This is a genomic window from Methylobacterium persicinum, from assembly GCF_022179525.1.
GTDB lineage: Bacteria > Pseudomonadota > Alphaproteobacteria > Rhizobiales > Beijerinckiaceae > Methylobacterium > Methylobacterium persicinum.
Window position 1 is genome coordinate 50,432 of record NZ_BPQX01000011.1, and the last position, 25,530, is coordinate 75,961.

The window sequence follows — 25,530 nt, forward strand, 5'->3', positions numbered from 1 at the left end:
GCAGAGGTTGGGATGAGCCGCTTGGCGGCCGGCCGCAGATAGGCATCGAGCCCAGGGACCGCAGCGGCACGGCGTGCGGCCAGATGCCCGAACCGTAGCGGGAACCCCTGGCCCAGCGGGCCGCCAGGACGCGCAGACCGCCCTGGCCTGTCAGGTTGAAGATGAGGCCGGCATGGGATGTCCCCTTACGCCCTCAGGCCGTGCCGAACGGCTGGCCGCCAGCCACCTCCCGGAACGAGGTGAAACGGTCCTGCTCGTCGAGGGGCACGTCGAGCGTGCAGCGCAGGCCATCGGCGGCGAACTCAAGCCGAACCAGGCCGCCGAGCTCCCGGCTGACGCCGCCGGTGATCAGGCGGGTTCCGAAGCCGCGCCTGCCCGGTTCCTGGACGGGTGGCCCCCCGCTCTCACGCCACTCCAGCGCGAGCCGCCGGGCACCGCTCTCCCCCACGACGACGCGCCAGGTCACGTCGACCCGCCCGTTCTCCGTCGACAGGGCACCGTACTTGGCGGCGTTGGTCGTCAGCTCGTGGACCGTCATGCCGAGCGCCAGGACGTAGCGGGGCGGGAGGTCGAGGTCCGGCCCGTCCAGGCTGAAGCGGTGCGCCTGCTCGTCGCGGAACGGGGCCAGCTCGTTCTCCAGCACCGTGCGCAGGGAAGCGGCGCCCCATTCGTCCCGGGATAGCAGGTCGTGTGTCTTCGACAGTGCGAGGATGCGGCCCTCCAGCCGGTCGTCTCGGCGCGACTGCCTGGCCAGGGACTGCACGGTCGTCAGCGTGTTGCGCACGCGATGGTTCAACTCGTGCAGCATCAGCGTCTGCCGCTCCTGCAGCAGATGGCTTCGGGCGAGTTCAGCGCGCAACTCGCCCTCGTGCTTCTGCAGGGACGCCGCCATGGCATCGAACGCCTCGCCGAGCTGTCCGAACTCGGTCGGCCCGGAGATGCCGGTCCGCGCCTTGAGATTACCCAACCGCCAAGCGGACGCGACCCGGAGCAGGCGGCTCACTGGCTCGCGGATGAACGCCCGTCCGGCAAGCAGGGCCGCCGCAAGCGCCAGGGCGGCCCCCAGGCCGATCAGCACCAGCCCGCGCCAGGTCGCCGCGTCGATGTCGGCGAAGGCCGAGGCCGGCGACAGCCCGACGGCGACCGTGATGCCGTCGAGGTCGTCCGGCGTGGCGGCCGCGACGCCGGTGATGCGCATTCGGCCACGCATACCCCGCATGTCGACGACTTGGCCGCGGTTCTCCGAGAGCGCAGACCAGAAGGCGGGCGGCAGGGGTTTCCCGACCCATTGCGCGTGGTCCGGCACGCGGATGAGGATCACGCCGGCCTTGTCGGCGACTGTGAGCGTCGCATCGTATGGCAGGCCCGCCCGGGCCTGCTGGCCGGCCAGGTAGTCGAGGTCGATGCTGGCCACCAAGACGCCCTCCGGGTGTCCGTCCGGGCCCGCCAGCGCCTGCGCGAGTTGGATGGTGGGCTTGTCGGTTATGCGACCGCGGGTGTGCTCGCCGACCACGAAGCCGCCGGTACGCAGCGCGTCCTGGAAGTAGCGCCGGTTCGCCAGCGAGTAGGCGCTGCGTGCGGAACCGAGCGTGTTGCAGACCACGCTCCCGTCCGTGTCGACCACGGCGAAGAAGAAGGCGCCCGGCACCTTGTCGAGCAGCGTCCTCAGGTAGGGCGTGCAGACCTCGTGGTCCTTGCCGCGGATCTCGGGCACCTCCGCGAGGATGCCGAGGGCTTGGCGCACGCCGCGTCCGAACTGCCCGAGGTCCGCCGCGACGCTTCGGGCCGTGCGCATCGCCTCGGCGCGCACCGCCTCGCTCCGCGCGGCACGCAGGGCGTACTCGTTGTAGCCCTGGATGGCCAGCGCCGGCATGAGCGCCAGGGCCACCAGGCCGACGATCCGTTTGGTCAGCGACATCGAGGGACCGGCCCTACTCCGCGGTTCCCTCGGCAATGAGACAGGAGGAGTTTAACGGAAGATAGGCGGACCCGCCGCGCGGTCCAGGGCGTGCGGCGTCAGGAACGAGACGAGGGGCTGGCTAGGCGGCGACGAGTGGCAGACGAGGCCGGTGGCTGCGTAGGTGGGCTTGACCTTCCCTCCGACCTCGCCGGTGAAGCTTCGCTCGATCAGGCGCGAGCCGGAACCACGCCTCGCGGGCTGGGTCAGGATGGATGGGCCGCCTTGGTGGGACCAGCTCAGGCGGAACCGCGGCGCCTCGCCCTCGTGCACCACCTGCCAGCGCAGGTCCACGGCATCGGAAGCGGCCATCGCGTCAGGTCGGAGGGACGGGCCATCGCCGATCGGCTATGATGGCTGAATGGACCCAGAGGAATCCGAACTCGCGATGGTCAGACGGCATGTCCGCGAAGGCGAGGGACAGGTCGCCCGACAGCGCACCCTCGTGGCCCGCCTGCGAGCGGACGGCTTGCCCATCGAGGAGGCGGAGGCCTTGCTCGCCACCTTCGAGGAACTCCAGCGCCAGCACGAGGCCCATCTGGCCCGAGCCGAGGCGAAGATGTGAGCGGCGAGTGCCGGGGATGGCGAGTGATGCGCAGCGTGCGTCCCGGCGAGGACGTCAGGCCGCCGCGATGAGCTCCTTGATGCGGCTGGCCAGCACCTCCATGACGAAGGGCTTGGTCAGCACCTGCATGCCCGGCTCCAGGTGCCCGTTGCCCACCGCCGCGTTCTCGGCATAGCCGGTGATGAACAGCACCTTCAGGTCGGGCCGGTTCACCCGGGCCGCGTCCGCCATCTGCCGCCCGTTCATGCCGCCGGGCAGTCCGACGTCGGTGACGAGCAGGTCCATGCGCACGTCGGATTGCAGCACCTTGAGGCCGGATGCGGCATCCGCCGCCTCGATGGCGGTGTAGCCCAGGTCCTCCAGAACCTCCGTGACCAGCATCCGCACCGTCGGCTCGTCGTCGACCACCAGCACGGTCTCCCCCTGCTCGGCACGCGGGGCAGAGGCGAGGTCGGGCAGCCTCACATCGGTTTCCGCCTCGCCGTAGTGCCGGGGCAGGTAGAGGCACATCGTCGTGCCCTGGCCGACCTCCGAGTAGATCCGGACCTGACCGCCCGATTGCCGGGCGAACCCGTAGATCATGGACAGCCCGAGCCCGGTGCCTTGGCCGATAGGCTTCGTCGTGAAGAACGGGTCGAAGGCGCGGGCGATCACGTCCGAGGTCATGCCGGTGCCGGTATCGGTGACACAGAGCGACAGGTACTGGCCTGGTGCCAGGTCGCGGTCGCGGGCGCCATGCTCGTCGAGCCACTTGTTGGCCGTCTCGATGGTGATGCGCCCACCCTCCGGCATCGCGTCGCGCGCGTTGATGCAGAGGTTCAGCAGGGCGTTCTCAAGTTGGTGCGGGTCGACCAGCGCCGGCCACAGACCGGCCGCGCCGACCACCTCGATGTGGACGGAGGGGCCGACCGTTCGGCGGATCAGGTCCTCCATCCCGTTGACGAGGGCGTTCACGTCGGTGGGCTTGGGGTCGAGGGTCTGACGGCGCGAGAAGGCGAGCAGGCGGTGCGTGAGGGCCGCGGCCCGCTTCGAGGCGCCCTGCGCAGCGGTCATGTAGCGGTCGATGTCGGTCAGCCGGCCCTGGCTCATGCGGGTCTGCATCAGCTCCAGCGAGCCTGAGATGCCGGCGAGCAGGTTGTTGAAGTCATGCGCGAGGCCGCCCGTGAGCTGGCCGACCGCCTCCATCTTCTGCGACTGGCGCAGGGCCTCCTCGGTCCTGGCGAGCGCCTGGGCGGCCTCCTTCTCGGCCTGGATGTCGCGCCCGACCGCGTGGATGAAGTCCTCGTCTGGAACAGCCGTCCAAGACAGCCAGCGGTAGCTGCCGTCCTTGTGGCGGTAGCGGTTCTCGAAACGCGGGATGGTCGCCCCGTCCGAGAGATCGCTGGCCGCCGCCGCGGTGTCGGCCGCGTCGTCGGGATGGACGAGGTCCATGAAGGAGCGCCCGATCAGTTCCGCCGCGCTCCAGCCGAAGAGCGCCGTCCAGGCCGGGTTCACCGCCACGATGGTCGCCTCGAAGCGCGCCACCAGCATCACGTCGGTCGAGAGGCGCCACATCCGGTCGCGGTCGCGGGTGCGCTCCTCGACCTGCTGCTCCAGCGTGGCCGCTAGATGCTCCAGCTCGGCGGCTGCCCGCTTCCGGTCGTCGATGTCGGTGTTGGTGCCGACCCAGCGCGTCACCCGCCCCGCGGCGTCGCGCACCGGCTCTCCCCTGACCAGGAACCAGCGGTAGGCGCCATCGACCCGACGCACCCGGTACTCGGTCTCGTAGATGCCCTCGGCCTCGCGAGCCTGAGCCCATGCAGCCGTGGCCGGACCGACATCGTCCGGGTGGACGATGCGGGCCCAGGCATCGGGGCCGAGCACGCTTCCTTCCGGCGCGCCGCAATAGGCGTAGAACTGGTCGTTGATGGACTGGATGCCCCCACTCCGGCGGAAGCCGGTAGTCTGGGCCTGGACCTTTCACATCTGCCGGAGCAGTCCATGGATCCGATCGCCATCGTCGGCCTCGATCTGGCCAAGCGCATCTTCCAAGTTCACGGCGCACGCGCCGATGGCAGCGTCGCGCTACGCAAAAAGCTGTCGCGACCGCAGGTCCTCACGTTTTTCGCGCAACTTCCGGCCTGCATCGTCGCCATGGAGGCCTGCGCTTCGGCACACGAGTGGGGACGTGCGATCCGTGAACTGGGGCACGAGGTCCGACTGATCCCACCGATCTACGTCAAACCGTTCATCAAGCGGCAGAAGAACGATGCCGCCGACGCGCAGGCGATCGCCGAGGCCGCCTCGCGCCCGACGATGCGCTTTGTTGCGATCAAGAGCGAGGCTCAGCAGGCGCGAGCCATGATCTTTCGGACGCGCGACCTTCTGGTCCGGCAGCGCACCCAGCTCATCAATGCGTTGCGCGGCCATCTCGCCGAGCACGGCATCGTGGCGCCGCAGGGAGCGACCAACGTGCGCCAGCTCGCCCAGGCGCTTGACGACGTCACGACTTCGCTCGATCCGCTCGTTGCCGATCTGAGCCGTCTCTACCTCGACCAGATCAAGGATCTCGACGCGCGGATCTCGGAGTTGGAGAAGCGGGTCGCGCGGGAAGCCAAGCGATCTGGCACGCCGTCCCGCCTCATGACGATGCCGGGGATCGGGCCGATCACCGCGATGGCGATCGAGACGTTCGCGCCGCCGATGGCGACGTTCAAGCGCGGACGCGATTTTGCAGCCTGGCTCGGCCTCGTGCCGCGGCAGTTCTCTTCAGGCGGAAAGCAGGTCCTGGGTCGCGTCTCCAAGATGGGCCAGCGCGACATCCGGCGTCTCCTGATCATCGGCGCCATGACGGTCATCCGCTGGTCGATCCGTAAGGGAGCGCCGGCAGGCTCCTGGCTGGCGCGGATGCTGCCACGCAAGCCGCGTCTGGTCTTGGCCATCGCTTTGGCGAACAAGATGGCCCGTGCAGCCTGGGCGATGCTGATGAAGAACGAGAATTACAGGGCTCCGGTGCCGGCGGCTTGATCAAGACATCAAGCCACCGTCGCATCGGTGTGGCGGGCAGGAAGGTCGAAGAGAGGTAAGGACGGAACGATCGGTCAGATCGGGATCAGGAAAAGCAAGACTGGTTGACGAGCCACGAGCTCGCGTGTGTTGATCTGCACCTGATCCGCGCATCTCCATACTGGCCCGCGGCATGGACAAGGCCGCTTCATGAGGCCTGAGACATGACCGCACCCGATCCCCCGTCAGAGCCGCTCAACACCCTCTTGCGCGACAGGGGGCATCCAGACATGAACCAGTACAGCGAGCCGTCCGGATGCGCGGCCCAGACTTGGTTCGGGATGGCCTGCGCGAAGACCCGGAACTGCTCCTCGCTCTCGCGTCGGCTCGCCTCGGCGCGGAAGCGCTCGATGGCGGCGCGGGTGCGCTCGGCGATGTCACGGATGAAGGCGAGCTTGTCGGTCCGCCAGTCCCGCACCTGCCGGTCGTGCAGGAAGAGCACGGCCACGATCCGCCCGTGCTCCATGACCGGCACGTTGATCAGGGCGCGGACGCCGATGTCCAGGAGGGGACCCGGGTTGCCCGCGGTCCGCGGGTCGAGGGTCACGTCCGGAATGACGATCTCGCGGCCTTCCTCCAGGCCCGCGCGCACCTCGCCGTAGTCGTCGAAGCGGTGGCGCCCGGCGACGCTCGCCACGCCCGGCGCCGTCCAGTCCCGCTCGATCTCGATGCGCTCCAGGGCTTCGTCGACCGTGCCGTAGCCTGCCCGGTCAAGGCCCAGCGTGCGGGCCATGATCTCTGCCCCGACGGCCGCCATCTCGGCCGTTCGGCGGCAGCCCTGGAGGCGGTCGCCGAAGGTGATCAGGGCATCCCGGAAGGATTCCTGCCTGCGGCGCTCGGTCAGATCACGGGTGACGGTGCCGTAGCCGGTGACGGCGCCGTGCGCGTCGCGGACCGGGAAGATCGTGTAGTGAACCGGGACGGCGGCGCCGGTCGAGAAGTTGCGGAACGAAAGGTCGCCTTCCCAGAAGCCGCTCTCGCGCGCCGCCGGGAGCGCCTCCTCCAGCACCGTCGACCTGTCGCCGGGCTCGAAGAAGTCCGCCACGTCGTAACGGCGGGCTTCCTCCAGGCTCGCGAGGCCCACGAGCCTGCGCCCCGCCTCGTTCAGGAACTCGGCCTTGCCGCCGAGGCCGGCGAGACCGATGAAGTCGCTCGACTGCTCGACGAGGGCCGCCAGACGGCGCGCGCTCGCCTCGGCGGCTCGGGCCTCGGTGATGTCACGGACCGTCCCGACGAAGCGCACCGGCCGCCCGTCCCGGAAGACGGTGTTGCCCCTCGCGGCCAGCACGCGCTCCACGCCGTCGTGCCGGCCGACGACGCGGTACTCGATGTCGAAGCCGTCGCGCGAGCCGATGGCGGCCTGGACGGCGCGGTCGGCCCGCTCGCGGTCGTCCGGGTGAACCCCCGGAAGGAAGGCGCCTTCGTAGGAGACCGGGTCGTCGTCGGAGAGCCCGAACAGGGCGCGGGTGCGCGCGTCCCAGGTCAGCATGCCGGTGACGAGGTCGTAGTCGTAGATGCCGGTGCCGGCCCCCTCCAGCGCGAGCCGGAGCCGGTCCTCCGCCTCCTGCAAGTCGGCCTGCGCGGCCTGGCGCTCCGCGATGTCGGTGACCATGACGAAGATGCCGTCGACGGTCCCGTCCACGGCCCGGCGCGGGATGTAGCGGATCTCCGATTGGCGGCTTGCGCCGTCGCGGTAGGGCATCAGCCCGTCGAAGGCGATGTCCTCGCCGGCGAGCGCCCGCGCCATGAGGGGCAGTCGCGCCTGGTAGACGGCCTCACCGACGACCTCGCGCACCCGCCGATCGAGGATCTCGCTGGCCGGGCGCCCAAACCAGGTCTCGTAGTAGCGGTTCACGAACCGGTAGACATAATCCCGGTCGATGAAGGAGATCAGCACCGGCAGCGCGTCGGTGACGACCTGGAGCTCGTCCCGGACACGGCGTGTCTCGCCCTCGCTCGCCGTCGCCTCGGTGCGGTCGCGCAGGATCTTGAGGAAGCCCAGGCTGGCGCCCTCGGGCGACCGGAGGGGCATCAGTTCGCCGCTCGCCCAGAAGCGGGTGCCGTCCTTGCGCAGGTGCCAGCGCTCGTCGTTGGCCCGCCCGGTCTCCGCGGCGCACCGCATTTCCGTCTCCGGCCAGCCGGCCACGCGGTCCTCGGGCGTGAAGAAGGTCGAGGTCGGCTGCCCGACCATTTCCCCTGCCGACCAGCCCAGGATGCGTTCGGCACCCGGGTTCCAGGCCGTGACCCGGCCATTCCGGTCCGTGGTGATGATGGCGAAGTCGACGGCGCTGCCGAATATCGCCGCGTAGTGTCCTGCCGGCGACGAGGAGCGGTCGTCCCGAAGCCGCGCCACCTCCGCCTCCAGCTCGCGCTCGCGTCGCCGCAGCCGCTCGATCTCGGCCCCGCTCACGGACGCACCCCGACCCATGCAAAGCATGGGACCCGGCGATCCGGCTCCCGAGAACGCAGGGGCTTGGCCAGGCAAGACGCGGAACGGGAGAACGCGGACGTGATCAAACCGGGTAACCGACGGCAGCGGCAAGGGTGGAATCGCCTGCCTAAGTAGGACGGGCAAGGCTCGGCGGTAGCAGGGGCGTAGGCCAGACCCGTCCCTTTACGCAATCATGCCCCGCCGGAAGCCGGCGCAGGTGTCTCGCGCTTCGGCCCTTGGGGAGGATCACCGGCCGGCCCCCGAGCCCGGCCGCCCTTCGCCTCCACAAGGGCTTGCGAACGGCGCGCCGCGTGGCGCGTTCAGTCCGGACCGGTAAGGCCGGCTCAACCGGTATTCTCGCCGGGGTAGTCCAGGGAGTCCGGGAGGGTTGGCGTTCCAAGGGTCAATCTGCGCCCGGTCGGGAGGGTGCTGCACGCGGCCATCGCGCGGAAGCCCAAGGTTCGCGCCGCGTCCACCAACGCTTGACCGTATCAGGATGGCGAAATGCTAGTCGCCGCTCTCCGCCACGGTGCCTACGGCGGCTTGAAGGACGGCCAGGTTGCCGCGAAGCGCCAGACCGTTGATGCGATGCCGGCGGCCCATGTGGCGGAGCATGTCCGCGGTGGCGTGGTGGCCGTCCTGCTCCAGCTCATGGGCTAGCCCAGCCAACTCGCGGGCCAAGCCCTCTTCCTCGACAATCTCCAGCATTGTCGCGTCCATAACCTGCCTTCGCGTGTCGGGCATGCGTCGTCGTCAGCGTGTGAGGATGCCTCGCGATCTGGGAATTCCCCATGACGGCTCCAATGCTTATGGATGACGACCTGTCCTGCCCCGGCGACATGACCGGCCCCCTGGACGGGACAGCCAAGTCGTAGGCCGGCTGAAGTCTGAACAAGCGGGAAGCCGGCCATGACCGACCGCTCGACCGCCCAGGCCGGGGCACCGGATCAGGGCGGCGGGCTCGCTGAGGAACTGGCCTACCGCCTGCGCCAGCAGCAGCTCACCGCCGAGTACGGGCGCTTCGCGCGCAGGACCCACGATGCCGCCATCTGGACAGGGGGCCGAGGCGGAGACATCCGAGAGCGAATGGCAGAAACCTCACGCTTGGCACCCGTCGCCGAGGACTGCTCGCGACCCATTGCCGGTTCTGCAGAGGCCAGCTTTGAGGCTATCTACGAGGCGGACGCCTACGATAGGTTAGTCTATGAGCAACGCTTGATCACTCAAGGCAAATGCCTACGGTATATCCGTGGCCCAATGCTGGGTGCTTGCGGTTGAAGCAGCGGCTTACGCGGGCCGCCCCATACCACATTGGTTTCCCCGGCCCGACCACCTTAATCGGGTAGATATCAGCGGTTCCGATTGCATTCACACAGGTTTAGTATCGGCCGCAACAGGCGCGAATACCACCTCATGAGAAGCTACTGACCTTTCGCCTATTGCCCGACGCGTCTCTGTTCTTTCGACCTCTGGTCGGATACTGATCGTCAGCCTACGGGCTTATTACCGAAGCCTCCTTTGCACCTTGAGCGGACCCGTGCGTTTGGGTGCCAAGCGCCAGGTTTCGACCATTAGGAAGGCGACGACTAGGCAGCCGTGTCGATGGCCTTCAGGAGCTGCGCCTGGCGGTAGGGCTTGAGCAGGAAGCGCCCGTCGTCCGGCATGTCGGCATCGCGTAGCCCGGCCCGGCCGGACGTCACGACGAGCCGGATATGGGGCCAGCGCTCGGCAACCCGGCTGGCGAGCGCCAAGCCGTCCATCGAGCCCGGCATGTCGATGTCGGTGAACAAAACGCCGACTTCCTCAGCCCTCTCAAGGATCGCCCAGGCGGCGTCGGCCGTGGCGGCCTGCAAGACGGGGAACCCGGCATCCTCCAGCATGTCGACGGCGATTAGGCGGACCAGGCTCTCGTCCTCCACGACGAGGACGGCGGATGGCGTCGCGGTGGGTTCGCTCGTCATTGCTGAGGTGGGGTCCAGGAAGCGGGAAAGGGAGAACCGATTTAACGAGCGTTAGTTTCAGCTTGGCGGATGCCTCGCCGACCCTGCGCGCCGCACCTCAGGCGACGGCCTCGTCGCGCGGCTCCTGCAACGAGGCGAGCGGCGCCTCCAGGCGGCAGGTCAGTCCGGTCGGCGCGTAGGTGAGCTTGACCTCCCCGCCGACCTCGGCCGCGAAACTGCGCTCGATCAGGCGCGAGCCGAAGCCACGGCGCGTGGGCAGGGCGAGGATGGGCGGGCCGCCTTGCTCGGACCACGTTAGGCAGAAGCGGGGCGCGTCGTCCTCGTGCACAACGTGCCAGCGCAGATCGACCATGCCGCGCTCGCTGGAGAGGGCGCCGTACTTGGCGGCGTTGGTCGCGAGTTCGTGCAGCGCCAGCGCCAGCGCGAGGGCCGCCTTCGCGGAGAGGAGCACGTTCGGACCGCTTGTGCGGATGCGGGCCGCGGCGGCCCCCCGATGCACGGCGAGGGCGCCCTCCACGACCTCGGCGATGGGCGCCTCGGTCCAGCTCGACCGCGTCAGGATGTCGTGGGCGCGCCCGAGCGAGATCAGACGCTCGGTGAACGCCTCGCGGGCCGCGTCCAGGTCGGCGGCGTTGCGGAAGGTCTGGCTGGCGATGGCCTGGACCATCGCCAGCGTATTCTTGACCCGGTGCTGCAGCTCGCCCGTGAGCAGGCGCTGCCGCTCCTCCGCCTGGCGCCTGTCGTGGATGTCACTGTTGCTGCCGAGCCAGCCGACCACCGCGCCGCTGGCGTCCCGCAGTGGCTCGGCCCGGATCAGGAACCAGCGATATGCGCCGTCGTGGCGGCGCAGGCGCGCCTCGGTGTCGTAGACGACCTCGTGGGTGCGGGCATGCTCCCATACCCCGAGCAGGCCGGGCAGGTCGTCCGGGTGGATGACTTCGCCCCAGCCGAGGGGCAATGCCTGCTCGGGCGTCTGGCCGGTGTAGGCGTACCAACGGTCGTTCAGGTAGCTGAGGCTGCCGTCGGGGTTGCCGAACCAGATGATGGCCGGCGCAAGCTCGGTGAGCGCCGCGAACCGCTCCTCGGCGACCTTGCGCTCGTGGATGTCGAGGGTCGTGCCGATCCAGCTCGTCAGCGTGCCGGCCTCGTCCCGCACTGGCTTCGCGCGCGACAGGAACCAGCGGTACTGGCCGTCTGCCCGCCGCAGCGGAAATTCGACCTCGTAGGGCCGCCCGCTCTCGGACGCCGCAAGCCACGCCGCGCGGGTGGCCTCGCGGTAGTCGGGATGGATGGCACCCATCCAGCTCGCCTCGCCGGTCTCACCGGGAGGCAGCCCCGTGTAGTCGTACCAGTAGGCGTTGCAGTAGGTGACGTTGCCCGCGGCGTCGCCGAACCACACCACCTGCGGGCTGACCTCGACGAGGGAGCGGTAGCGCAACTCGCTCGCCTTCAGGGCGGCGCCGGCCTCGCGCTGGCCGGTGCGGTCGCGCAGGATCTTGAGGAACCCGAGGAGATCGCCGTCCTCGGAGCGCAGCGGCGTCGTCTCGCCCGATGCCCAGAACCGGGTGCCGTCCTTGCGCACGTGCCAACGCTCGTCGGGCGCGCTGCCGTTCTCCAGCGAGAGCCGCGCCTCCGTACCCGGCCAGCCGGCCGCGCGGTCCTCCGGCGTGAAGAACGCCTCGACCGTGCGGCCCAGCATCTCGGTTTCCGCCCAGCACAGGATGCGCTCGGCGCCGGCGTTCCAGCGGGTGATGCGCCCCTGGGGGTCGGTGGCGATGATGGCGTAGTCGGTGGCGCTGTCGAGGATGCGCTCGTGCAGCAGGCGCTGCTCGGCCTGCTCGCGGAGCGACCGGCGCAGCTCCATCTGCACCATGGTTTGGCGCGCGAGGCGCATCAGGCCCTTGCGCTGCCGCTCGGTGATCGCGTGCGGCTTGGTGTCGAGGACGCAGACCGTGCCGATGGGCTGGCCCTCGTCCGTCTTCAGAAGGGCGCCGGCATAGAAACGCAGGCCGGGCTCGCCGGTGACGAGCGGGTTGCCCTTGAAACGGGGGTCCCGTGTCGCGTCAGGCACGTACAGGAAGTCCTCCTGCAGGATGGCCTGTCGGCAGAAGGAGGTATCGAGCGGGGTCTCGCGGACACCGAGTCCCACCTCGGCCTTGAAGAACTGGCGCCCTTCGCCGATCAGGTTGATCACCGCGATGGGCGCCTCGCACAACTCGGCAGCGGCCTCCGCGATCTCGTCGAAGTCCCGCTCGCGCGGGGTGTCGAGCAGACGGTAGCGGTCGAGGGCGCGAAGGCGTTCGGCTTCAGCCTCGCTGGTACAGGCGCGGTCCATCGTACAGACAGGCTTGAGGGGACTAAGTGGTTCCGTGAGATGAGGCGCCCGGCGGAGAATGCCAGGGCAATCCCCGCAATTGCCTGGGCGCCCGACCGGCCTTGATCCGACTCGATCCGTTAGGCCAGCCTAACTCGGTTCGCGAGGGCGAGCCCGCATGACGTTCGCGAAGCATGTGGGATGAGGAACGCCCTCAAGACGCCCATGTACATATCTGCGCTGTCGTCCTCGCTGACCAACGTGGCTCTCGCGCAGCTTTGGGACCGCGGGCCGACATGGGTCGCGCTACTAATTCGGGCTGCGAACCTCCACTGATTCGGTCGCCGGCAACCTTGAAAAGGCAGGGCCCCCCTCTTTCGAGAGCGGCCCCAGATCTACTCTAGGTTTCACTGATGCGGAACTTCGGTGTCCAAAACCACATCACTGGGTCGGCTATCACTTGTCGGTCCTGCCGCGATCCGCGTGGCCTGCCGGCGCTGTTGTCCACCACGCCGCGTGGGGCCGCCGCCGACATCGGCGAGGAGTTGGCGCCGCACGGTGGCGCGTGCCACGTCGTGGCCAGGCCGATGGCGCCGGCGGTTCCGGCCACTTTGCCGCGCCGGATGCCAGGATCCGGAAGGTTCCGAGCGACCGGGAGACGGAAGACTTGGGCGGCCTCGACTGGCAAGCCCGGCTTTCCAGATCAACTCGATCATCGGATGTATCTCATTTTGGGACCGGGGCGGGCGCTCGGCATCACTACCTCCGTAGCTCCGACCTCCCCGCACGAGAGGATCCGCATCGTCGTAGGCTCTGGAGCGACCGCCGTGTCGGCCGACGTGTTCGGCGGCCGGCGGCCGGAATCGGGCGAGCACCGGTGTAAGCGCGGTCGTGGCGAGTACAAACGCGACCGCAAGCGCGCGGGTTGGGCGGGTCATCGGTGTCGCTTCGATTTATTTGACACGAATGCTGCGCAGGACCGCGAAAAACATAGGCCTGCAAAGCCCGAAAAAGGCTAAACCACTAACCCCACGTTCCGGCATGACATCGAGTTTACGGTCGGATGCCGGCTCGCGGACCCGGCACACCATCGGGTGCGGGCAGGGGGCGGCCAACGAAGCCGCGCGCCCATTCCCGCCCATTTGCCTCTCCCTGATGGCATTGGACTGCGAAGCGGGCACCGCCACCGGGCGAAGCCCGCAGATCCACCGTGAACCCGTGCAGCTTTGCAATCGCGGCGACGAGGCCGAGCCCCAGTCCGTTGCCCGGCGTCCGGCGAGCGCGCTCCGCCCGATAGAAGCGTTGGAACACCTGATCGCGCTCGGCCGGAGGGATGCCGGGCCCGGTGTCCTCGACGAGGATGACGACGCCCCCCTCCTCACGCGCCAGGCCGATCCGGACGCGGCCGCCGGGCGGTGTGAACTTCACGGCGTTGTCGACGAGGTTCGACACGGTCTCGAAGAGAAGGTCGCGGTCGCCCTCGACTGGCGGGATTCCCGCCTCGACCGCGACATCGAGGGAAACGGTTTTTTCCTCGGCGACCGGCTCGAAGAATTCTGCCGCCTCGCGAACGACCTCGGCGAGGTCGACCGGCGCGAAGCCCGCGAAGCGCCGACCGTGCTCGATCTCGCCGATACGTAGCACGGCCGTCACCATCGCGAGCGTCTGGTCGATCCAGGCAAGGCCCTGATCCACCGCCTCGCGGAACTCCGCGACGCTGCTGGCTTGCTCACGGGTCCGCTCCAGCCTCGCCCGCAGCCTGGTCAGCGGCGTTCGTAAGTCGTGCGCGACCGCGTCGCTCACGCTGCTGACCTCGCCCAGCAGGCGCTCGATCTCATCGAGCATCCGGTTGACGTTGCCAGCCAGCCTGTCGAACTCGTCGTTCCCGCCGCCGACCGGCAGACGCTTGCGCAGGTCTCCGCGCATCACCTGGGCCACCGCGGCCTCCGTCGCCGCCAGGCGCCTTCGCGCCCGGCCCGCGAGCAGCAGTCCTCCAAGACCCGAGAGCGCGAGCGTCGGCATCAGGCCGAGGCCGAGCGCGCGCAGGGTGGTGGCTTGCACCCGGTCGATCTCGTCGGTGTCGTGTGCGATGACCACCGTCCTTCCGTCAGGGAGCGCGAGCGCGGCCGCCCAGATCTCGTCCCGCATTGCGCGGCCCGCGATGTCGACGTTGGCGCTGACCCGGTAGGCGTCACCGTCGCGCGCCAAGCCGTCGGGTACGGCGCCGAGATTGCCGGAGCGACGTTCGCCCTCGGATCCGAAAAGTCCGCCGAAATGCGTGGCGTGCAGGTCCATGGCAATCCAGGTCTCCACGCGCATCGCGGTCGCGGCCGGATCCGCCGCTGCCGCCCGGACCTCCAGCCGGAGCGTCTCGGCCAGCTCCTCCCGAAGATAGGCGGCCGTCTGCCAGTACACGAAGGAGAACGTCGTCAGCACGAGCAGGACGGACCAGATCGCGATGCCCAGCGCCCACCGGAACGTTGTGGAGCGCAGTAGGTCAGTCATCGGGCGCAAGGGTGAAGCCGATGCCGCGCACGTTGTGGATCAGGGGCGGCTCGCCCTCCGCCTCCAGCTTGCGGCGCAGACGGCCGAGATGGACGTCGATGAGGTTCGACTTCGGCGTGAACCGATAGTTCCAGACTTCCTCGAACAACAGCGTCCGGGTCACGACCTGTCGCGGACGCCGCATCAGGTATTCGAGGAGCTTGAGCTCGCGCGGCAACAGGTCGAGGTCGCGGGCGCCACGCCGGCCCGTGCCGCCGATCAGGTCGATCTCCAGACTACCGACCCGCAGGATCGTCTCGCGGGCGTCGACGGGACGGCGCAGCAGCGCCTCGATGCGGGCCGCGAGCTCCGCGAGCACGAAGGGCTTGGCAAGGTAGTCGTCGCCACCCGCCCGCAAGCCGCGGATGCGCTCGTCGACGTCGCCGAGCGTGCTGAGAACAAGGGCCGGCGTCCGGTTCCCTGAGCGCCTCAGGTCCTGCAGCACGCTCAGCCCATCGAGCCCGGGCAGCATGCGGTCGAGGATGATCGCGTCCCAAGCCTCGTCGCGGGCGTAGGCCGCGCCTTCCGGGCCGGTCGATGCCCAGCCGACGACGTGGCCGCGCCCGCGTAGGTCGCCATGCACCTCGCGCGCCGTCTCGGCATCGTCCTCGATCAGCAGCAGCCTCGCCACGTCCTTAAGCCTGCCTCGAACGCCCTTGCAGCCAACACACGATCCAATGCCGCAACGCGCCGCCGCCGTCCCGGCGAAACGTCAGAATGAACGCGAATTTAGTGGCGCCGGGCACCCTTCAACGTAGGTGTTGGAACGGCTCTAATCTAGCGGGACGAACGCGGGCGTGCTCTTGACCGTCGAGACAGTTTCACGCCTCGCCGGCGAAGGTGACCCCGTCTCCGACCCGTTCGACGCGAGGGCCCGGTCCGAGCCGGACCCTTCGACACAGGGTCCGATGGGAAAGCCGCCGGCCCGAGGCTGGGTTCTGCTGGTCGCGGCGGTCGCGCTCGCCTCCGCGGGCTGGTGGCAACGCGGGGCCGCGGAAGCCTATGTCGGACCTGCGCTCACCTGGCTCGGCGTCGAAGTCCCTTTCTCCGGTCAGGCCAAGCGGGCGGAACGGGCCGACGCGCCGCCACAGGCGAATCCGAACCTCGTGGTGCTCGACGGGGCCGGGCAGAAGCGCCTGGATCTGGCCTTCGCGAAAGCGCAGACCCGCAGGATCGTCCTGCCGGTCCGGTCACCCGGCACGGTCACCTTCGACGAGCGGCGCGTCACCCGCCTCAAGCCGCGTACGCAAGGGCGCGTTCTTAGTCTGGCGGTCCAACCGGGCGATCCCGTGCGCGCCGGGCAGACGCTCGCGACCCTCGACGCCGCCGGCGTGCTCGACGCCCGCAACGGCCTCGCCGAAGCGAAGGCGAGCCTTGTTGAGGCGCAAGCGACGGAGAAGGTCGCCGAGACGAACCTGAAGCGCGGCCAGGACCTCCTCAAGGTCTCGGGCGTTGCCCAGGCCGACGTCGACCGGCGCCAAGTCGACCTTGCCAAGGCGCACGCGTCCACGCTCTCCGCCCAGGCCAAGGTCGAACTCTACACGGCGCAGTACGAGCGCCTCGCGCCCGAGCCCGGCGCACATGTCGGCACCAGCGCCATCGTCTCGCCAATCGACGGCGTCGTGACGAGCGCGAACATCACGCTTGGCGAGGTTGTCGATAGCAACCGCGACGCGTTCACGGTGGCCGATCCCTCTCGCATCCTCGTCCTTGCCAACCTCTACGGGCGCGACATCGGCAGGGTGGAAGCGGGGGACGTGGCCGAGGTCCGGGCGCCGGTGCCGGACCACCCCGCCTTCGAGGGCCGCGTGCGCTCGGTGAACGCCGCGCTCGATCCCGCCAGCAACACCGCCCCGGCGCGCATCGAGATCGCCAACCCGGGCGGATACCTCCGCGCCAACATGTTCGTCTGGGTCGAGATCGCCGCCGACCTCGGACGGGAGGGCGTGACCGTCCCGGCCACCGCCGTGCAGCAGACCGAGGGCGGCCCCGTCGCTTTCGTGCGCGCGGCGGAGAACCGTTTCGAGAAGCGCGTGCTGAAGCTCGGGGTGCAGCGGTCCGACTGGGTCGAGGTCACGGAAGGCGTGGCGGCCGGCGAGACGGTGGTCACCGATGGCAGCTTCGGCCTCAAGGCCGTCCTGCTGCGCGCGCTGCTCGGCTCGACGGATTGACCCGATGAAGGCTTGGTTCGCCCTCCTGATCCGCCGTCGTTGGCTCGTCCTCGTGGTCGCGCTCGCTGGGACCGCTGGCGGCATAGTCAACCTCGAAGGGTTATCCATCGACGCGGTGCCCGACATCTCGCCCAAGCAGGTGATGATCCTGACGCTCTCGCCCGGCCTCGGCCCGCAGGAGGTGGAGCGCCTCGTCAGCTTCCCCGTGGAGAGCGCGATGGCGGGCGCTCCGGGCCTCACCGGCATCCGCTCGGTCTCCCGCTTCGGCGTCTCGGCGGTCTACGTCACCTTCGAGGACGGCATGGCCGTCACGGAGGCGCGGGTCCAGGTCTTCCAGCGCCTGCCCCAGGCCAAGGCAATGATGCCGGCCGGCGTCGGCGAGCCGCAGATGGGGCCGATGGCGACCGGGCTGGGCGAGATCTACCAGTTCGAGCTGCGCGGGCCGGCCTATTCGCCGATGGAGCTGAAGCGCATCCTGCAATGGACTATCGCACCACGGCTGAAGCTGACGCCCGGCGTCGCGGACGTGAACATCTACGGCGGCCAGTTGCCGACCTACGAGGCCCGGGTCTCCGCCGAGGCGCTGCATCGCTACGGGGTGACACTCGGCCAAGTCTACGCGGCGCTCGCCGAGAACAACATGGCTCGTGGCGGCGCCTACATCGAGCACAACGACCAGCAGGAGGTGATCCGCGGCCTCGGCCTGGCGAAGGGACCCGCGGACATCGCCAACATCGTGGTGGCCACGAACGCGGGTGGCCTGCCCGTCACCGTCGGCACCTTGGGCGAGGTGGTGGAGGCGCCGAAGGTCCGCCTCGGCGCGGTGAGCCACGACGCGGCTGGCGAGACCGTCGTCGGCATCGCCATGATGCAGCAGGGCGAGAACGCGAGCGCCGTCGTGGAGCGGGTCAAGGCCGCCATCGGGGACCTGCGCCCACAATTGCCGCCCGGCATCGAGGTCGTACCCTACTACGACCGCTCGGCCCTGGTGGAGCGCACGATCCGCACGGTCGAGCACAACCTGCTGGAGGGTGCGGTGCTGGTCGTCATGGTGCTCCTCCTCCTGCTCGGCAACCTGCGCGCCGGCCTCGTCGTCGCGGTCGCGATCCCGCTCTCCATGCTGATGGCCTTCGCCGGCATGCGGCTCATCGGTCTCTCGGGCAACCTCATGAGCCTCGGCGCCATCGATTTCGGCCTCATCGTCGACGGCGCCGTGGTGATGGTCGAGAACGTGCTGCGCGCCCGTGGCGAGCACCCCGGGCGACCGGCCCTCGACGTCATCCGCGACGCCACCGCCGAGGTCGCCAGGCCCATCCTGTTCGCGGTGGCGATCATCATCCTCGTCTACCTGCCGGTGCTGGCGCTCGAAGGGGTGGCGGGCAAGATGTTCCGGCCGATGGCTTTGACCGTCATCCTGGCGCTCGCCGGGTCGCTGGTCCTGACCATGACCCTGATGCCCGCGCTCGCGGCCCTCGCGCTTGCGGGCCGCGGCGTCGGCGAGCGCGAGACGCGCCTCGTCCACGGGGTTCGGGCGCTCTACACGCCGGTGCTGCGGCTCGCCGAGCGCCGGGCGGGTGCCACGGCGCTCCTCACCATCGCCCTGTTCGCGGGCAGTTGCCTCATCGCCACCCGGCTCGGCGGCGAGTTCCTGCCCAAGCTCTCGGAGGGGTCGGTGGTCGTCACCTCGGAGAAGCTGCCCGGGATCAACCTCGACGCCTCGCTCAAGGCCGTCCACCGGATCGAGACGGTCCTGGAATCCTTTCCCGAGGTCAAGCGGGTCGTCTCGCTAACCGGCAGCGCCGAGATCCCCACCGACCCGATGGGAGTGGAATCGACCGACAGCTTCATCACGCTCGCGGATCGCTCGACCTGGACGACGGCGGAGACGCAGGACGGACTCGTGGCCGCCTTCGACAAGCGCCTGCGCGAGGAGGTGCCGGGGGTGGCCTACTCCTTCTCGCAGCCGATCCAGATGCGCATGGACGATCTGCTGGAGGGCGTGCGCGGCGACGTGGCGATCAGCCTGTACGGCGACGACCTCGCCGTGCTGAAGGAGAAGGCCGACGCCATCGTGCGCGCCGTCTCGGACGTGCCGGGCGCGGCGGACGTGAAGGCCGAGGCGCAGGCCGGGATGCCGGCCCTGTCGATCCAGGTCGACCGTGCGGCGGCCGCCCGCTACGGCATCAACGTCAGCGACGTCCTCGACACCGTCGAGGCCATCGGCGGCCGCCCTGCAGGCATGGTCTACCGCGACGACAACGCCATCACCGAGATCGTGGTGCGGCTCGCTGCCGCCGACCGCAGCGACGTCGAACGCATCCGCGCGCTGCCGGTCGGACGCAACGGCAAGGCCCTCGTCCCGCTCTCCCTCGTCGCGTCGGTCGACGTCGCCACCGGTCCGGCCCAGATCAGCCGCGAGCGCCTGCAGCGGCGGATCTCGGTCCAGGCCAACGTGCGCGGGCGCGACGTGCAGAGCTTCGTGTCGGAGGCGCAGGCGACGGTGAAGGCGCAGGTCAGCCTGCCGCCGCGCTACGCCCTCCAGTGGAGCGGACAGTTCCAGAACCTGCAGGAGGCGACGGGCCGGCTTTCCGTGGTGGTGCCGGCCGCCATGGCCGCGATCCTGGTGCTGCTCGTGGTGATGTTCGGCGACATCCGCCTCGCCGGGCTGATCTTCCTCAACGTGCCGGTGGCGGCCACCGGCGGGATTCTGGCGCTATACCTGCGCGGACTGCCGTTCTCGGTTTCGGCCGCCATCGGCTTCATCGCCACCTTCGGCATCGCCGTGCTGAACGGCGTCGTGCTGACGAGCTACATCAGGGACCTGGAGCGCAAGGGCCTCGACGCGGTCCAGGCGGCGACCGAGGCCGCGGAGATGCGGCTGCGCCCGGTGTTGACGACCGCCCTCGTCGCGACGTTGGGCTTCCTGCCGATGGCGCTCTCGACCAGCGCCGGCGCCGAGGTGCAGCGTCCGCTCGCCACCGTGGTGATCGGCGGCCTGATTACGGCGACGCTCCTCACGCTCGTCGTGCTTCCGGCCGTCTACCCCTACGTCTCCAGGCTGCGGCTGCCCATCGGAGGCCGCGGTTCGCAGCGTGACGTCCATCCGCCAAACGCCAAGCGCCGGGTCGGGTCCGATGCCTAGGAGGGCGGCATCGTACCCACTCGCCCTGGCCTTGGTCGTCGCCTGTGGCGTCCCTGCACCCGCAGCGGCCGCTGCTCCCTTCGCGTGCTCGGACTTCCTGCGGATGCATGGGCTGCTCCGGCGCGCGTCGGCGATCTGCGGCTACTCCGCCTACAACCCCGCCATCGTCGAGCGCGCGAGGCGTTGCTTCGAGGCGGTCGGTTCCCGGGAGGGCGCTCGCCAGATGTACGCCGGCGCGTCGGAGTACGACCGGATGGAGGCCGTTCGCAATCGGGACGCGCTCTGCCTCAGCCTGGCCAGCAAGTTCCCGATGGTGGTGCGCCCATGATGAACGCGTTCGAGGCGTTCGGAGGTTGCTCCGAGGCGGGCCGGCCCGGCCGCGGGCCTATCAGTTGCTTCGCGACAGCGAGATCGAACCCGGCGCCCGAGCCGGAACGGTCGTCCATGAGCTCACGGGTTGGGACTAAGGCTGCGCATCGGCCGACACGAAGACGACGGGATCCCTTTGCCGAAGCGTCAGCCTGCGGCGAGACGGCCAGCCGCCGTTCTTCGTCGTCCCGATCCAAGGCTCAGGCCCGGCCGTAACCCAAAGTGGCCGAACCGCCGAGGCGGGATGAGTTTCGATCCGGACGTCCCTACGACCCGGAAGAGGGCGGGGCCACCGTTCGCATGGTTCGAGCCGACCGTCGTGATCCCATGCGATCCGGAGGCTTGGAGCCGGCCACGGTGATTCGGGACGAGTGCCAGTCCCGAACGATGGTCAGGGGTCATCCCCCGAGCCGAAAATCCAGTCCGACGCGCAGCCCAGGCCGATTGTCCGACAGGGACATGCGCGTCTGGTGAAGGTCTGCGATGGCCGCCGCCATGCTGAGACCAAGCCCGTTTCCGGGCGTGGTCCGGCTTTGTTCCAGCCGGTAGAAGCGGCGGAACACCTTCTCGCGCTCCGGGGTGGGAATGCCCGGACCGGCGTCGGACACGCTTGCGTGGCCGAATCGACCGTCGTCGCTCCGTTCCAGTTCGACCCGAATGCCCGTTCCCGCCGGCGTGTGCCCAATCGCGTTCTCCAGCAGGTTGGCGAAGAGCTGCGTCAGCAATTCACGGTCGCCCTCGACCGTGATGCCAGGGGCCAGGGCGACCGCGAAGGGGCGACCGCCGTCCTCGATGGTCGGTGCGTAGGCCTCGCAGACGGTTTGGATGGTGTCGGTCAGGTCGACCGCCTGGAAGGCCGAGCGTCGGGCGCCGGCCTCGATCTGGGCGATCCGGAGAAGGGCCGAGAAGGTTGCGAGCAGACCGTCCGCCTCGACCATCGCCTTGGCCACGGCCGCGTCGTAATCCGCCATCGTCCCGCTATGCCGACGGGCATCCTCAAGGGTCTGGCGTAGGCGTGCCAGTGGTGTCCGCAAGTCGTGCGCGACGTCGTTCGAAACTTGGCGCACGCTCTCCATCAGCGCGCAGATCCGGTCGAGCATGAGGTTGAGCGTCGCCGACAGGCGGTCGAAATCGTCGCCCGATCCGGTTCGGGCGATCCGGCGCGACAGGTCGCCGGCGTTGATGGCCTCGGCCGTGCGCGTGACCGCATCCAGGCGGTTCAGGAGCGTCCGGGAGAGCAGCAGGCCGGTCCCGAGGCCGAGCGCGAGCGACATCGCCAGCACGACGTAGAAGGCACCGGAGACGACGTCCTCGACGTCCTCGACGCTGTCGAGGTCGATGGCCGCGACGAGCAGGCTGCCGTCCGAGAGCGGTCGGACCGCCGCGAGCATGGTGTCGTAGGGCTTGCGCCCGATCTCATGAACCACGCTGCCGCCGGGCCCGGCCTCGTCTCGGGATGCCTGAGCCAGGACTGGGTCGCCCGTGGCGACTTGTCCGTCGCGCCCCAAGATAGCGTAGTGCAGGCGGTTCTCGCGCATGGCGAACCGCGCGGAGACGAGCTTGCGGAGGTGCTCCGGCCCGCGCTCACGATACTGCGTGAAGAGTTCAGCCGCCTCGCTCTCGATGCGCGCGCGCGCCTGCCGCTTCAGCGCGTGGGTGACGAGGGCTTCGGCCGTGAGGCCGATGACGGCCACCAGGGCGACGAAGACGAGCGTATGGAGGAGGGCGAAGCGGAAGCCGGCGCTGCGCGCGGCTCTAGGCAAACGTGGCACGTAGCAAATACCCGGTCCCGCGCACGGTCTCGATCAGCTCGGGCTCGAAGCCCTTGTCGACCTTCGAGCGAAGGCGGCTGATGTGGGTCTCCACGATGTTGGTCCTGGGATCGAAGTGGAACTCCCAGACTTGCTCCAGCAACATGGTCCTGGTCACCACCCGGCCAGCGTTGCGAAGCAGGTACTCCAGGAGCCGAAACTCCCGGGGTTGCAGGTCGATCTCCCGACCCCCACGTCGGACCTTTCGGGAGATCAGGTCCATCTCCAGGTTGGCCGCCCGAAGGACCGTGTCGGCCTGCACCACCGGGCGCCGCCGACCGAGCGCGTGGACGCGGGCGAGCAACTCGACGAAGGCGAAGGGCTTGACGAGGTAATCGTCGCCTCCCGCTTCGAGGCCTGCGACCCGGTCCCCGATCCCCGCCATCGTCGTGAGGAACAGGACCGGCGTCTGCACCTCGGCGGCCCGCAGGGTCTTGACGAGGCCCAGCCCGTCGAGCCCCGGCAACATCCGGTCGACGATCAGCACGTCGTAGGTTCCGCCCGCGGCATGGAAGAGGCCGTCCCGACCGCTATTAGCCTGATCGACGACGTGCCCCTGCTCCCTCAGGCCGCGGCTGATGAAGCGAGCCATCTCGCCGTCGTCCTCGATCACCAGGACCTTCATCGTCTCGGCTCCCAGCGGCATACGGGATGTTGGACCGGGCTCGGCACGTAGGGGCGAATCGCCGGCTTTTCGACCGCAACCTAGAGCCGGTCCCCCTGAGGGTCGACGCACCTGTGCCCGCTGCGCCAGGTCACCGACTATACAAATCCGTATACTTGCGGTCACAGCCTCCCAAGGTCCGCTGCGCTTTGATCGGGCGCGCCGCATGAGCGGGAAAGGACCTTGCCCGCCGATGGTTGCGCCTTCCGGGACCAGACACGCCGACCGAGCCTGCACGCTTCCCGTGCCGGCCCGCGGCCAATCCACCGCAGCGTTCATGCTGAGCCTGTGCCTAGGGGCCATCACGGCAGCACTCCGCGCAGACGGCGGTCACATCCGCATCGGCCACGGCGACCGGACGCCCGGCCTTCCCGGCAAGGCCGACTGGACCTCGCGGACCTTCTCCCGCGGCGCGACGCAGGCGTCCGAGTTCGCGTCCAGGACGCATTCGGTCCGCCCGGCGCAGGGGCGATGAGGTCCCCGCCCGGCTACCGTCGGCGGGGCCGACTTGTCGGAACGGCCGTGTTGGCCTTCGGCATCCAAGCTGCTCTGGCGGGAACCGCCGGAGCCGGCGGCTCATCGCCAGCTAGCCTGTTGGATGGCTTGGCCGCCGAATGGGAAGCCTTCACCGGATCGGTCGCCCGCCGTTTGTCGGACACCGCACAGGCGGTCGCAGACATGCCCGACTTGGACCTGACGCCTACCGTCATCCGCGGGCGGCGGTCCTGCCCGATCCCCGCGCCCGGGCGAAGTGCCGACTGCGCGGCCGCCGCACTCCGGCTCTGCAATGAGCAGGGCTTCCTGTCGGGCCAGGAGTTGGACATCGAATCCGGCCAGGTATGCAGGGGCACGCAGTTGGGTCTTTGGGGCGGACAACCCGGAACCCCGTGCAAGTCCAAGAACTGGATCACCGAGGCGGTCTGCTGGTAATGGATCGGCCTGCCCTCCCGCCGCGGTGCGGCCAGCGGCGTCTGGCCGCGTTCTGCCTCGTCGGCGCGTTCCTGAGCCGACCCGTCTCGGCCGCGGACGCGGGAAGCAGCTACGCGCTCCCGCCGGCCGGCGCACAATCGCGCATCGTCTCCCTCGGCGTGTTCTCCCTATACGGGCCGAGGTATCTCGGCGCGGAACGCGACGGGCCATTCGCATACCCGACGCTCGGCATCCGTCGTCCCGACGAGCCCTTCGCCCTCGATTCGCCTGACGACGGCTTGAGCTTCACGGTCCTTGATACGTCGCGTCTCAAGCTCGGGCCTGTCGCGAGCCCGCGCCAGGGTCGCGATGCGGGTGTCGACCGCCGCTTCGCCGGCCTCGATCACGACCCCTGGGCCATCGAGGCCGGCATCTTCGTCGACTATTGGCTGCTGCCGGACCGGTTGCGGACGCGCGCCGAGTTGCGCCACGGCCTGCGGGGACGGGACGGCTTCGCCCTCGATCTCTCCGCGGACCTGTTCGAACGAACCGGGCGGTTCACACTCTCCATCGGTCCTCGGCTGGGCCTGCTGGACGCCGCCCTGGCACAATTGCAGTTCGGGGTCAGCCCGGCCGCGTCGGCGCGCACGGGGTTCTTCGCACCTTACGCGGCCTCCGGAGGGCTGCAGACCGTCGGCTTGAGTTCGGCCGTCGCCTATGACTGGTCGGACGCATGGCGAACGACGCTATATGGGCGCTACGACCGCCTCGTCGGGGACGCGGCTGCCAGCACGATCACGCAGCGTCTCGGAGCCGTCGACCAATTCACGGCCGGGCTCGGGATCACCTACTCCTTTCGCAGCGACCTGCCATTCCTGCCGTGATGTCAGTGGCGGCCGGCTCGCAGACTGTTCTCGCCCCAGTCAGCGGCGCTGGACCGTCTCGCCCGGGACGGCGCCGTCACGTTCGCGAGCCTCGGTCGCACGGCTTTCTTGGCAATGACGTCTCGACCGCCACCACAGGTCCAAGTCAATCATCCCATAGCCTGCTCGACCGTATCTCAGCCGAAGATGGAGGCAGCATCGAGGGACGAGCTAGCTGCAGGTTTATGCAGCAAAATGGTGCAAAATAAAACTAACCCCCAATCATAGTTCCTGCCAGGCTCATCGCAAGCAGAAATACAGATTAACAGATCTTCCACTGTCGGGAATGCGCAAGATGCCAAGATTTCATCTCACAGACACCGAAGCGCGCACGTATTTCACAACCAGCATAGTTTGCGCCTATGTGCGAAACAATGCCGCCCCACCCCGTGAGTTGCCTCGCCTTATCGCATCCGTCCATTCGGCCTTGACGGGCTTGTCGAGGCCCGTCGGAACGGCGTTCGAACGGCCGCCGAAACGCTCGCCGGCGGAGGTGAGAAGTTCGATCACGCCGGATGCGCTCATCAGCTTCATCAACGGCAAGTCCTACGCGATCCTCAAGCGGCATTTGGCGAGCCATGGATTGACCCCCCGCTCGTACCGGGAACGCTACGGCTTGCCTGATGACTATCCCATGGTGGCGCCGCAGTATTCGAAACGTCGGTCGACGCTGGCAAAGGCGATCAGGTTGGGCCAGAGGTGAAACCATCCGAAAAAGATCGTC

20 protein-coding genes and 1 pseudogene are annotated in these 25,530 nt (G+C 69.0%); 10 read left to right on the plus strand and 11 right to left on the minus strand.

The window, feature by feature from the left end; translation table 11 throughout:
• Positions 1-193 precede the first annotated feature (193 nt).
• Both MFF22_RS02565 and MFF22_RS02570 read right to left on the minus strand, forming a co-directional pair.
• On the minus strand, positions 194-1,918 hold the full coding sequence (locus MFF22_RS02565) for a sensor histidine kinase (protein ID WP_122160867.1): 1,725 nt from the start codon (positions 1,916-1,918) through the stop codon (positions 194-196).
• Between the two features lie 51 nt (positions 1,919-1,969).
• Complete coding sequence (locus MFF22_RS02570; protein WP_122160868.1) at positions 1,970-2,269, minus strand: hypothetical protein; 300 nt, start codon at positions 2,267-2,269, stop codon at positions 1,970-1,972.
• Between the two features lie 49 nt (positions 2,270-2,318).
• On the opposite strand from MFF22_RS02570, the gene MFF22_RS02575 reads away from it, so the two are divergent.
• Positions 2,319-2,522, plus strand: a complete 204-nt coding sequence (locus tag MFF22_RS02575; protein ID WP_122160869.1) for a hypothetical protein — start codon at positions 2,319-2,321, stop codon at positions 2,520-2,522.
• A 54-nt stretch (positions 2,523-2,576) separates the two neighbouring features.
• Here MFF22_RS02575 and MFF22_RS02580 read toward each other — a convergent pair.
• Positions 2,577-4,448: pseudogene (locus MFF22_RS02580) on the minus strand (hybrid sensor histidine kinase/response regulator); the annotation flags it as partial.
• A 54-nt stretch (positions 4,449-4,502) separates the two neighbouring features.
• Here MFF22_RS02580 and MFF22_RS02585 point away from each other — a divergent pair.
• The gene (locus tag MFF22_RS02585; RefSeq protein ID WP_238247511.1) at positions 4,503-5,528 is read left to right on the plus strand and encodes an IS110 family RNA-guided transposase; all 1,026 of its coding nucleotides are present in this window, start codon (positions 4,503-4,505) and stop codon (positions 5,526-5,528) included.
• 187 nt (positions 5,529-5,715) lie between these two features.
• On the opposite strand, the gene MFF22_RS02590 is transcribed toward MFF22_RS02585, so the two are convergent.
• Positions 5,716-7,977 (minus strand): PAS domain S-box protein, encoded by a 2,262-nt coding sequence (locus tag MFF22_RS02590; protein ID WP_238247512.1) that lies wholly within the window; start codon positions 7,975-7,977, stop codon positions 5,716-5,718.
• 528 nt (positions 7,978-8,505) lie between these two features.
• Positions 8,506-8,706, minus strand: a complete 201-nt coding sequence (locus MFF22_RS02595) for a hypothetical protein (protein ID WP_163006056.1) — start codon at positions 8,704-8,706, stop codon at positions 8,506-8,508.
• A 201-nt stretch (positions 8,707-8,907) separates the two neighbouring features.
• On the opposite strand from MFF22_RS02595, the gene MFF22_RS02600 reads away from it, so the two are divergent.
• A complete protein-coding gene (locus MFF22_RS02600) occupies positions 8,908-9,276 on the plus strand; it encodes a hypothetical protein (protein ID WP_238247513.1) in 369 nt (122 codons plus the stop codon).
• Between the two features lie 308 nt (positions 9,277-9,584).
• Here the strand turns inward: MFF22_RS02600 and MFF22_RS02605 are convergent, their stop codons facing one another.
• The 4 genes from MFF22_RS02605 to MFF22_RS02620 form a co-directional block, all read right to left on the minus strand.
• A complete protein-coding gene (locus tag MFF22_RS02605) occupies positions 9,585-9,959 on the minus strand; it encodes a response regulator (protein WP_122160872.1) in 375 nt (124 codons plus the stop codon).
• Between the two features lie 97 nt (positions 9,960-10,056).
• The gene (locus MFF22_RS02610; RefSeq protein WP_209649739.1) at positions 10,057-12,294 is read right to left on the minus strand and encodes a PAS domain S-box protein; all 2,238 of its coding nucleotides are present in this window, start codon (positions 12,292-12,294) and stop codon (positions 10,057-10,059) included.
• Between the two features lie 1,032 nt (positions 12,295-13,326).
• A complete protein-coding gene (locus MFF22_RS02615) occupies positions 13,327-14,778 on the minus strand; it encodes a HAMP domain-containing sensor histidine kinase (RefSeq protein ID WP_122162806.1) in 1,452 nt (483 codons plus the stop codon).
• Positions 14,771-15,448, minus strand: a complete 678-nt coding sequence (locus MFF22_RS02620) for a response regulator transcription factor (RefSeq protein ID WP_122160874.1) — start codon at positions 15,446-15,448, stop codon at positions 14,771-14,773. The genes MFF22_RS02615 and MFF22_RS02620 overlap by 8 nt, the downstream gene beginning before the upstream one ends.
• A 166-nt stretch (positions 15,449-15,614) precedes the next feature.
• Between MFF22_RS02620 and MFF22_RS02625 the strand changes: the two genes are divergently transcribed.
• The 3 genes from MFF22_RS02625 (at position 15,615) to MFF22_RS02635 (ending at position 20,458) form a co-directional block, all read left to right on the plus strand.
• On the plus strand, positions 15,615-16,988 hold the full coding sequence (locus tag MFF22_RS02625; protein ID WP_370877481.1) for an efflux RND transporter periplasmic adaptor subunit: 1,374 nt from the start codon (positions 15,615-15,617) through the stop codon (positions 16,986-16,988).
• A gap of 4 nt (positions 16,989-16,992) precedes the next feature.
• Positions 16,993-20,130 carry an efflux RND transporter permease subunit gene (locus tag MFF22_RS02630; protein ID WP_122160876.1) on the plus strand — a complete coding sequence of 1,046 codons (3,138 nt, stop codon included), beginning with the start codon at positions 16,993-16,995 and terminating at the stop codon, positions 20,128-20,130.
• A gap of 103 nt (positions 20,131-20,233) precedes the next feature.
• A complete protein-coding gene (locus MFF22_RS02635) occupies positions 20,234-20,458 on the plus strand; it encodes a hypothetical protein (protein ID WP_238247514.1) in 225 nt (74 codons plus the stop codon).
• Positions 20,459-20,897: 439 nt separating this feature from the next.
• On the opposite strand, the gene MFF22_RS02640 is transcribed toward MFF22_RS02635, so the two are convergent.
• Positions 20,898-22,271 carry a sensor histidine kinase gene (locus MFF22_RS02640; RefSeq protein ID WP_209735460.1) on the minus strand — a complete coding sequence of 458 codons (1,374 nt, stop codon included), beginning with the start codon at positions 22,269-22,271 and terminating at the stop codon, positions 20,898-20,900.
• Entirely contained in the window at positions 22,255-22,935 is a 681-nt protein-coding gene (locus tag MFF22_RS02645) for a winged helix-turn-helix domain-containing protein (protein WP_122162807.1), read from the minus strand. The genes MFF22_RS02640 and MFF22_RS02645 overlap by 17 nt, the downstream gene beginning before the upstream one ends.
• A gap of 316 nt (positions 22,936-23,251) precedes the next feature.
• Here MFF22_RS02645 and MFF22_RS02650 point away from each other — a divergent pair, with 316 nt between their 5' ends.
• The 4 genes from MFF22_RS02650 (at position 23,252) to MFF22_RS02665 (ending at position 25,509) form a co-directional block, all read left to right on the plus strand.
• Positions 23,252-23,449, plus strand: a complete 198-nt coding sequence (locus MFF22_RS02650) for a hypothetical protein (RefSeq protein WP_238247515.1) — start codon at positions 23,252-23,254, stop codon at positions 23,447-23,449.
• Positions 23,450-23,499: 50 nt separating this feature from the next.
• Entirely contained in the window at positions 23,500-23,904 is a 405-nt protein-coding gene (locus tag MFF22_RS02655; protein WP_209650961.1) for a hypothetical protein, read from the plus strand.
• Positions 23,904-24,767, plus strand: a complete 864-nt coding sequence (locus tag MFF22_RS02660; protein ID WP_163006058.1) for a MipA/OmpV family protein — start codon at positions 23,904-23,906, stop codon at positions 24,765-24,767. The genes MFF22_RS02655 and MFF22_RS02660 overlap by 1 nt, the downstream gene beginning before the upstream one ends.
• Before the next feature lie 334 nt (positions 24,768-25,101).
• Positions 25,102-25,509 carry a Ros/MucR family transcriptional regulator gene (locus MFF22_RS02665; RefSeq protein ID WP_122162808.1) on the plus strand — a complete coding sequence of 136 codons (408 nt, stop codon included), beginning with the start codon at positions 25,102-25,104 and terminating at the stop codon, positions 25,507-25,509.
• Positions 25,510-25,530: the final 21 nt, after the last annotated feature.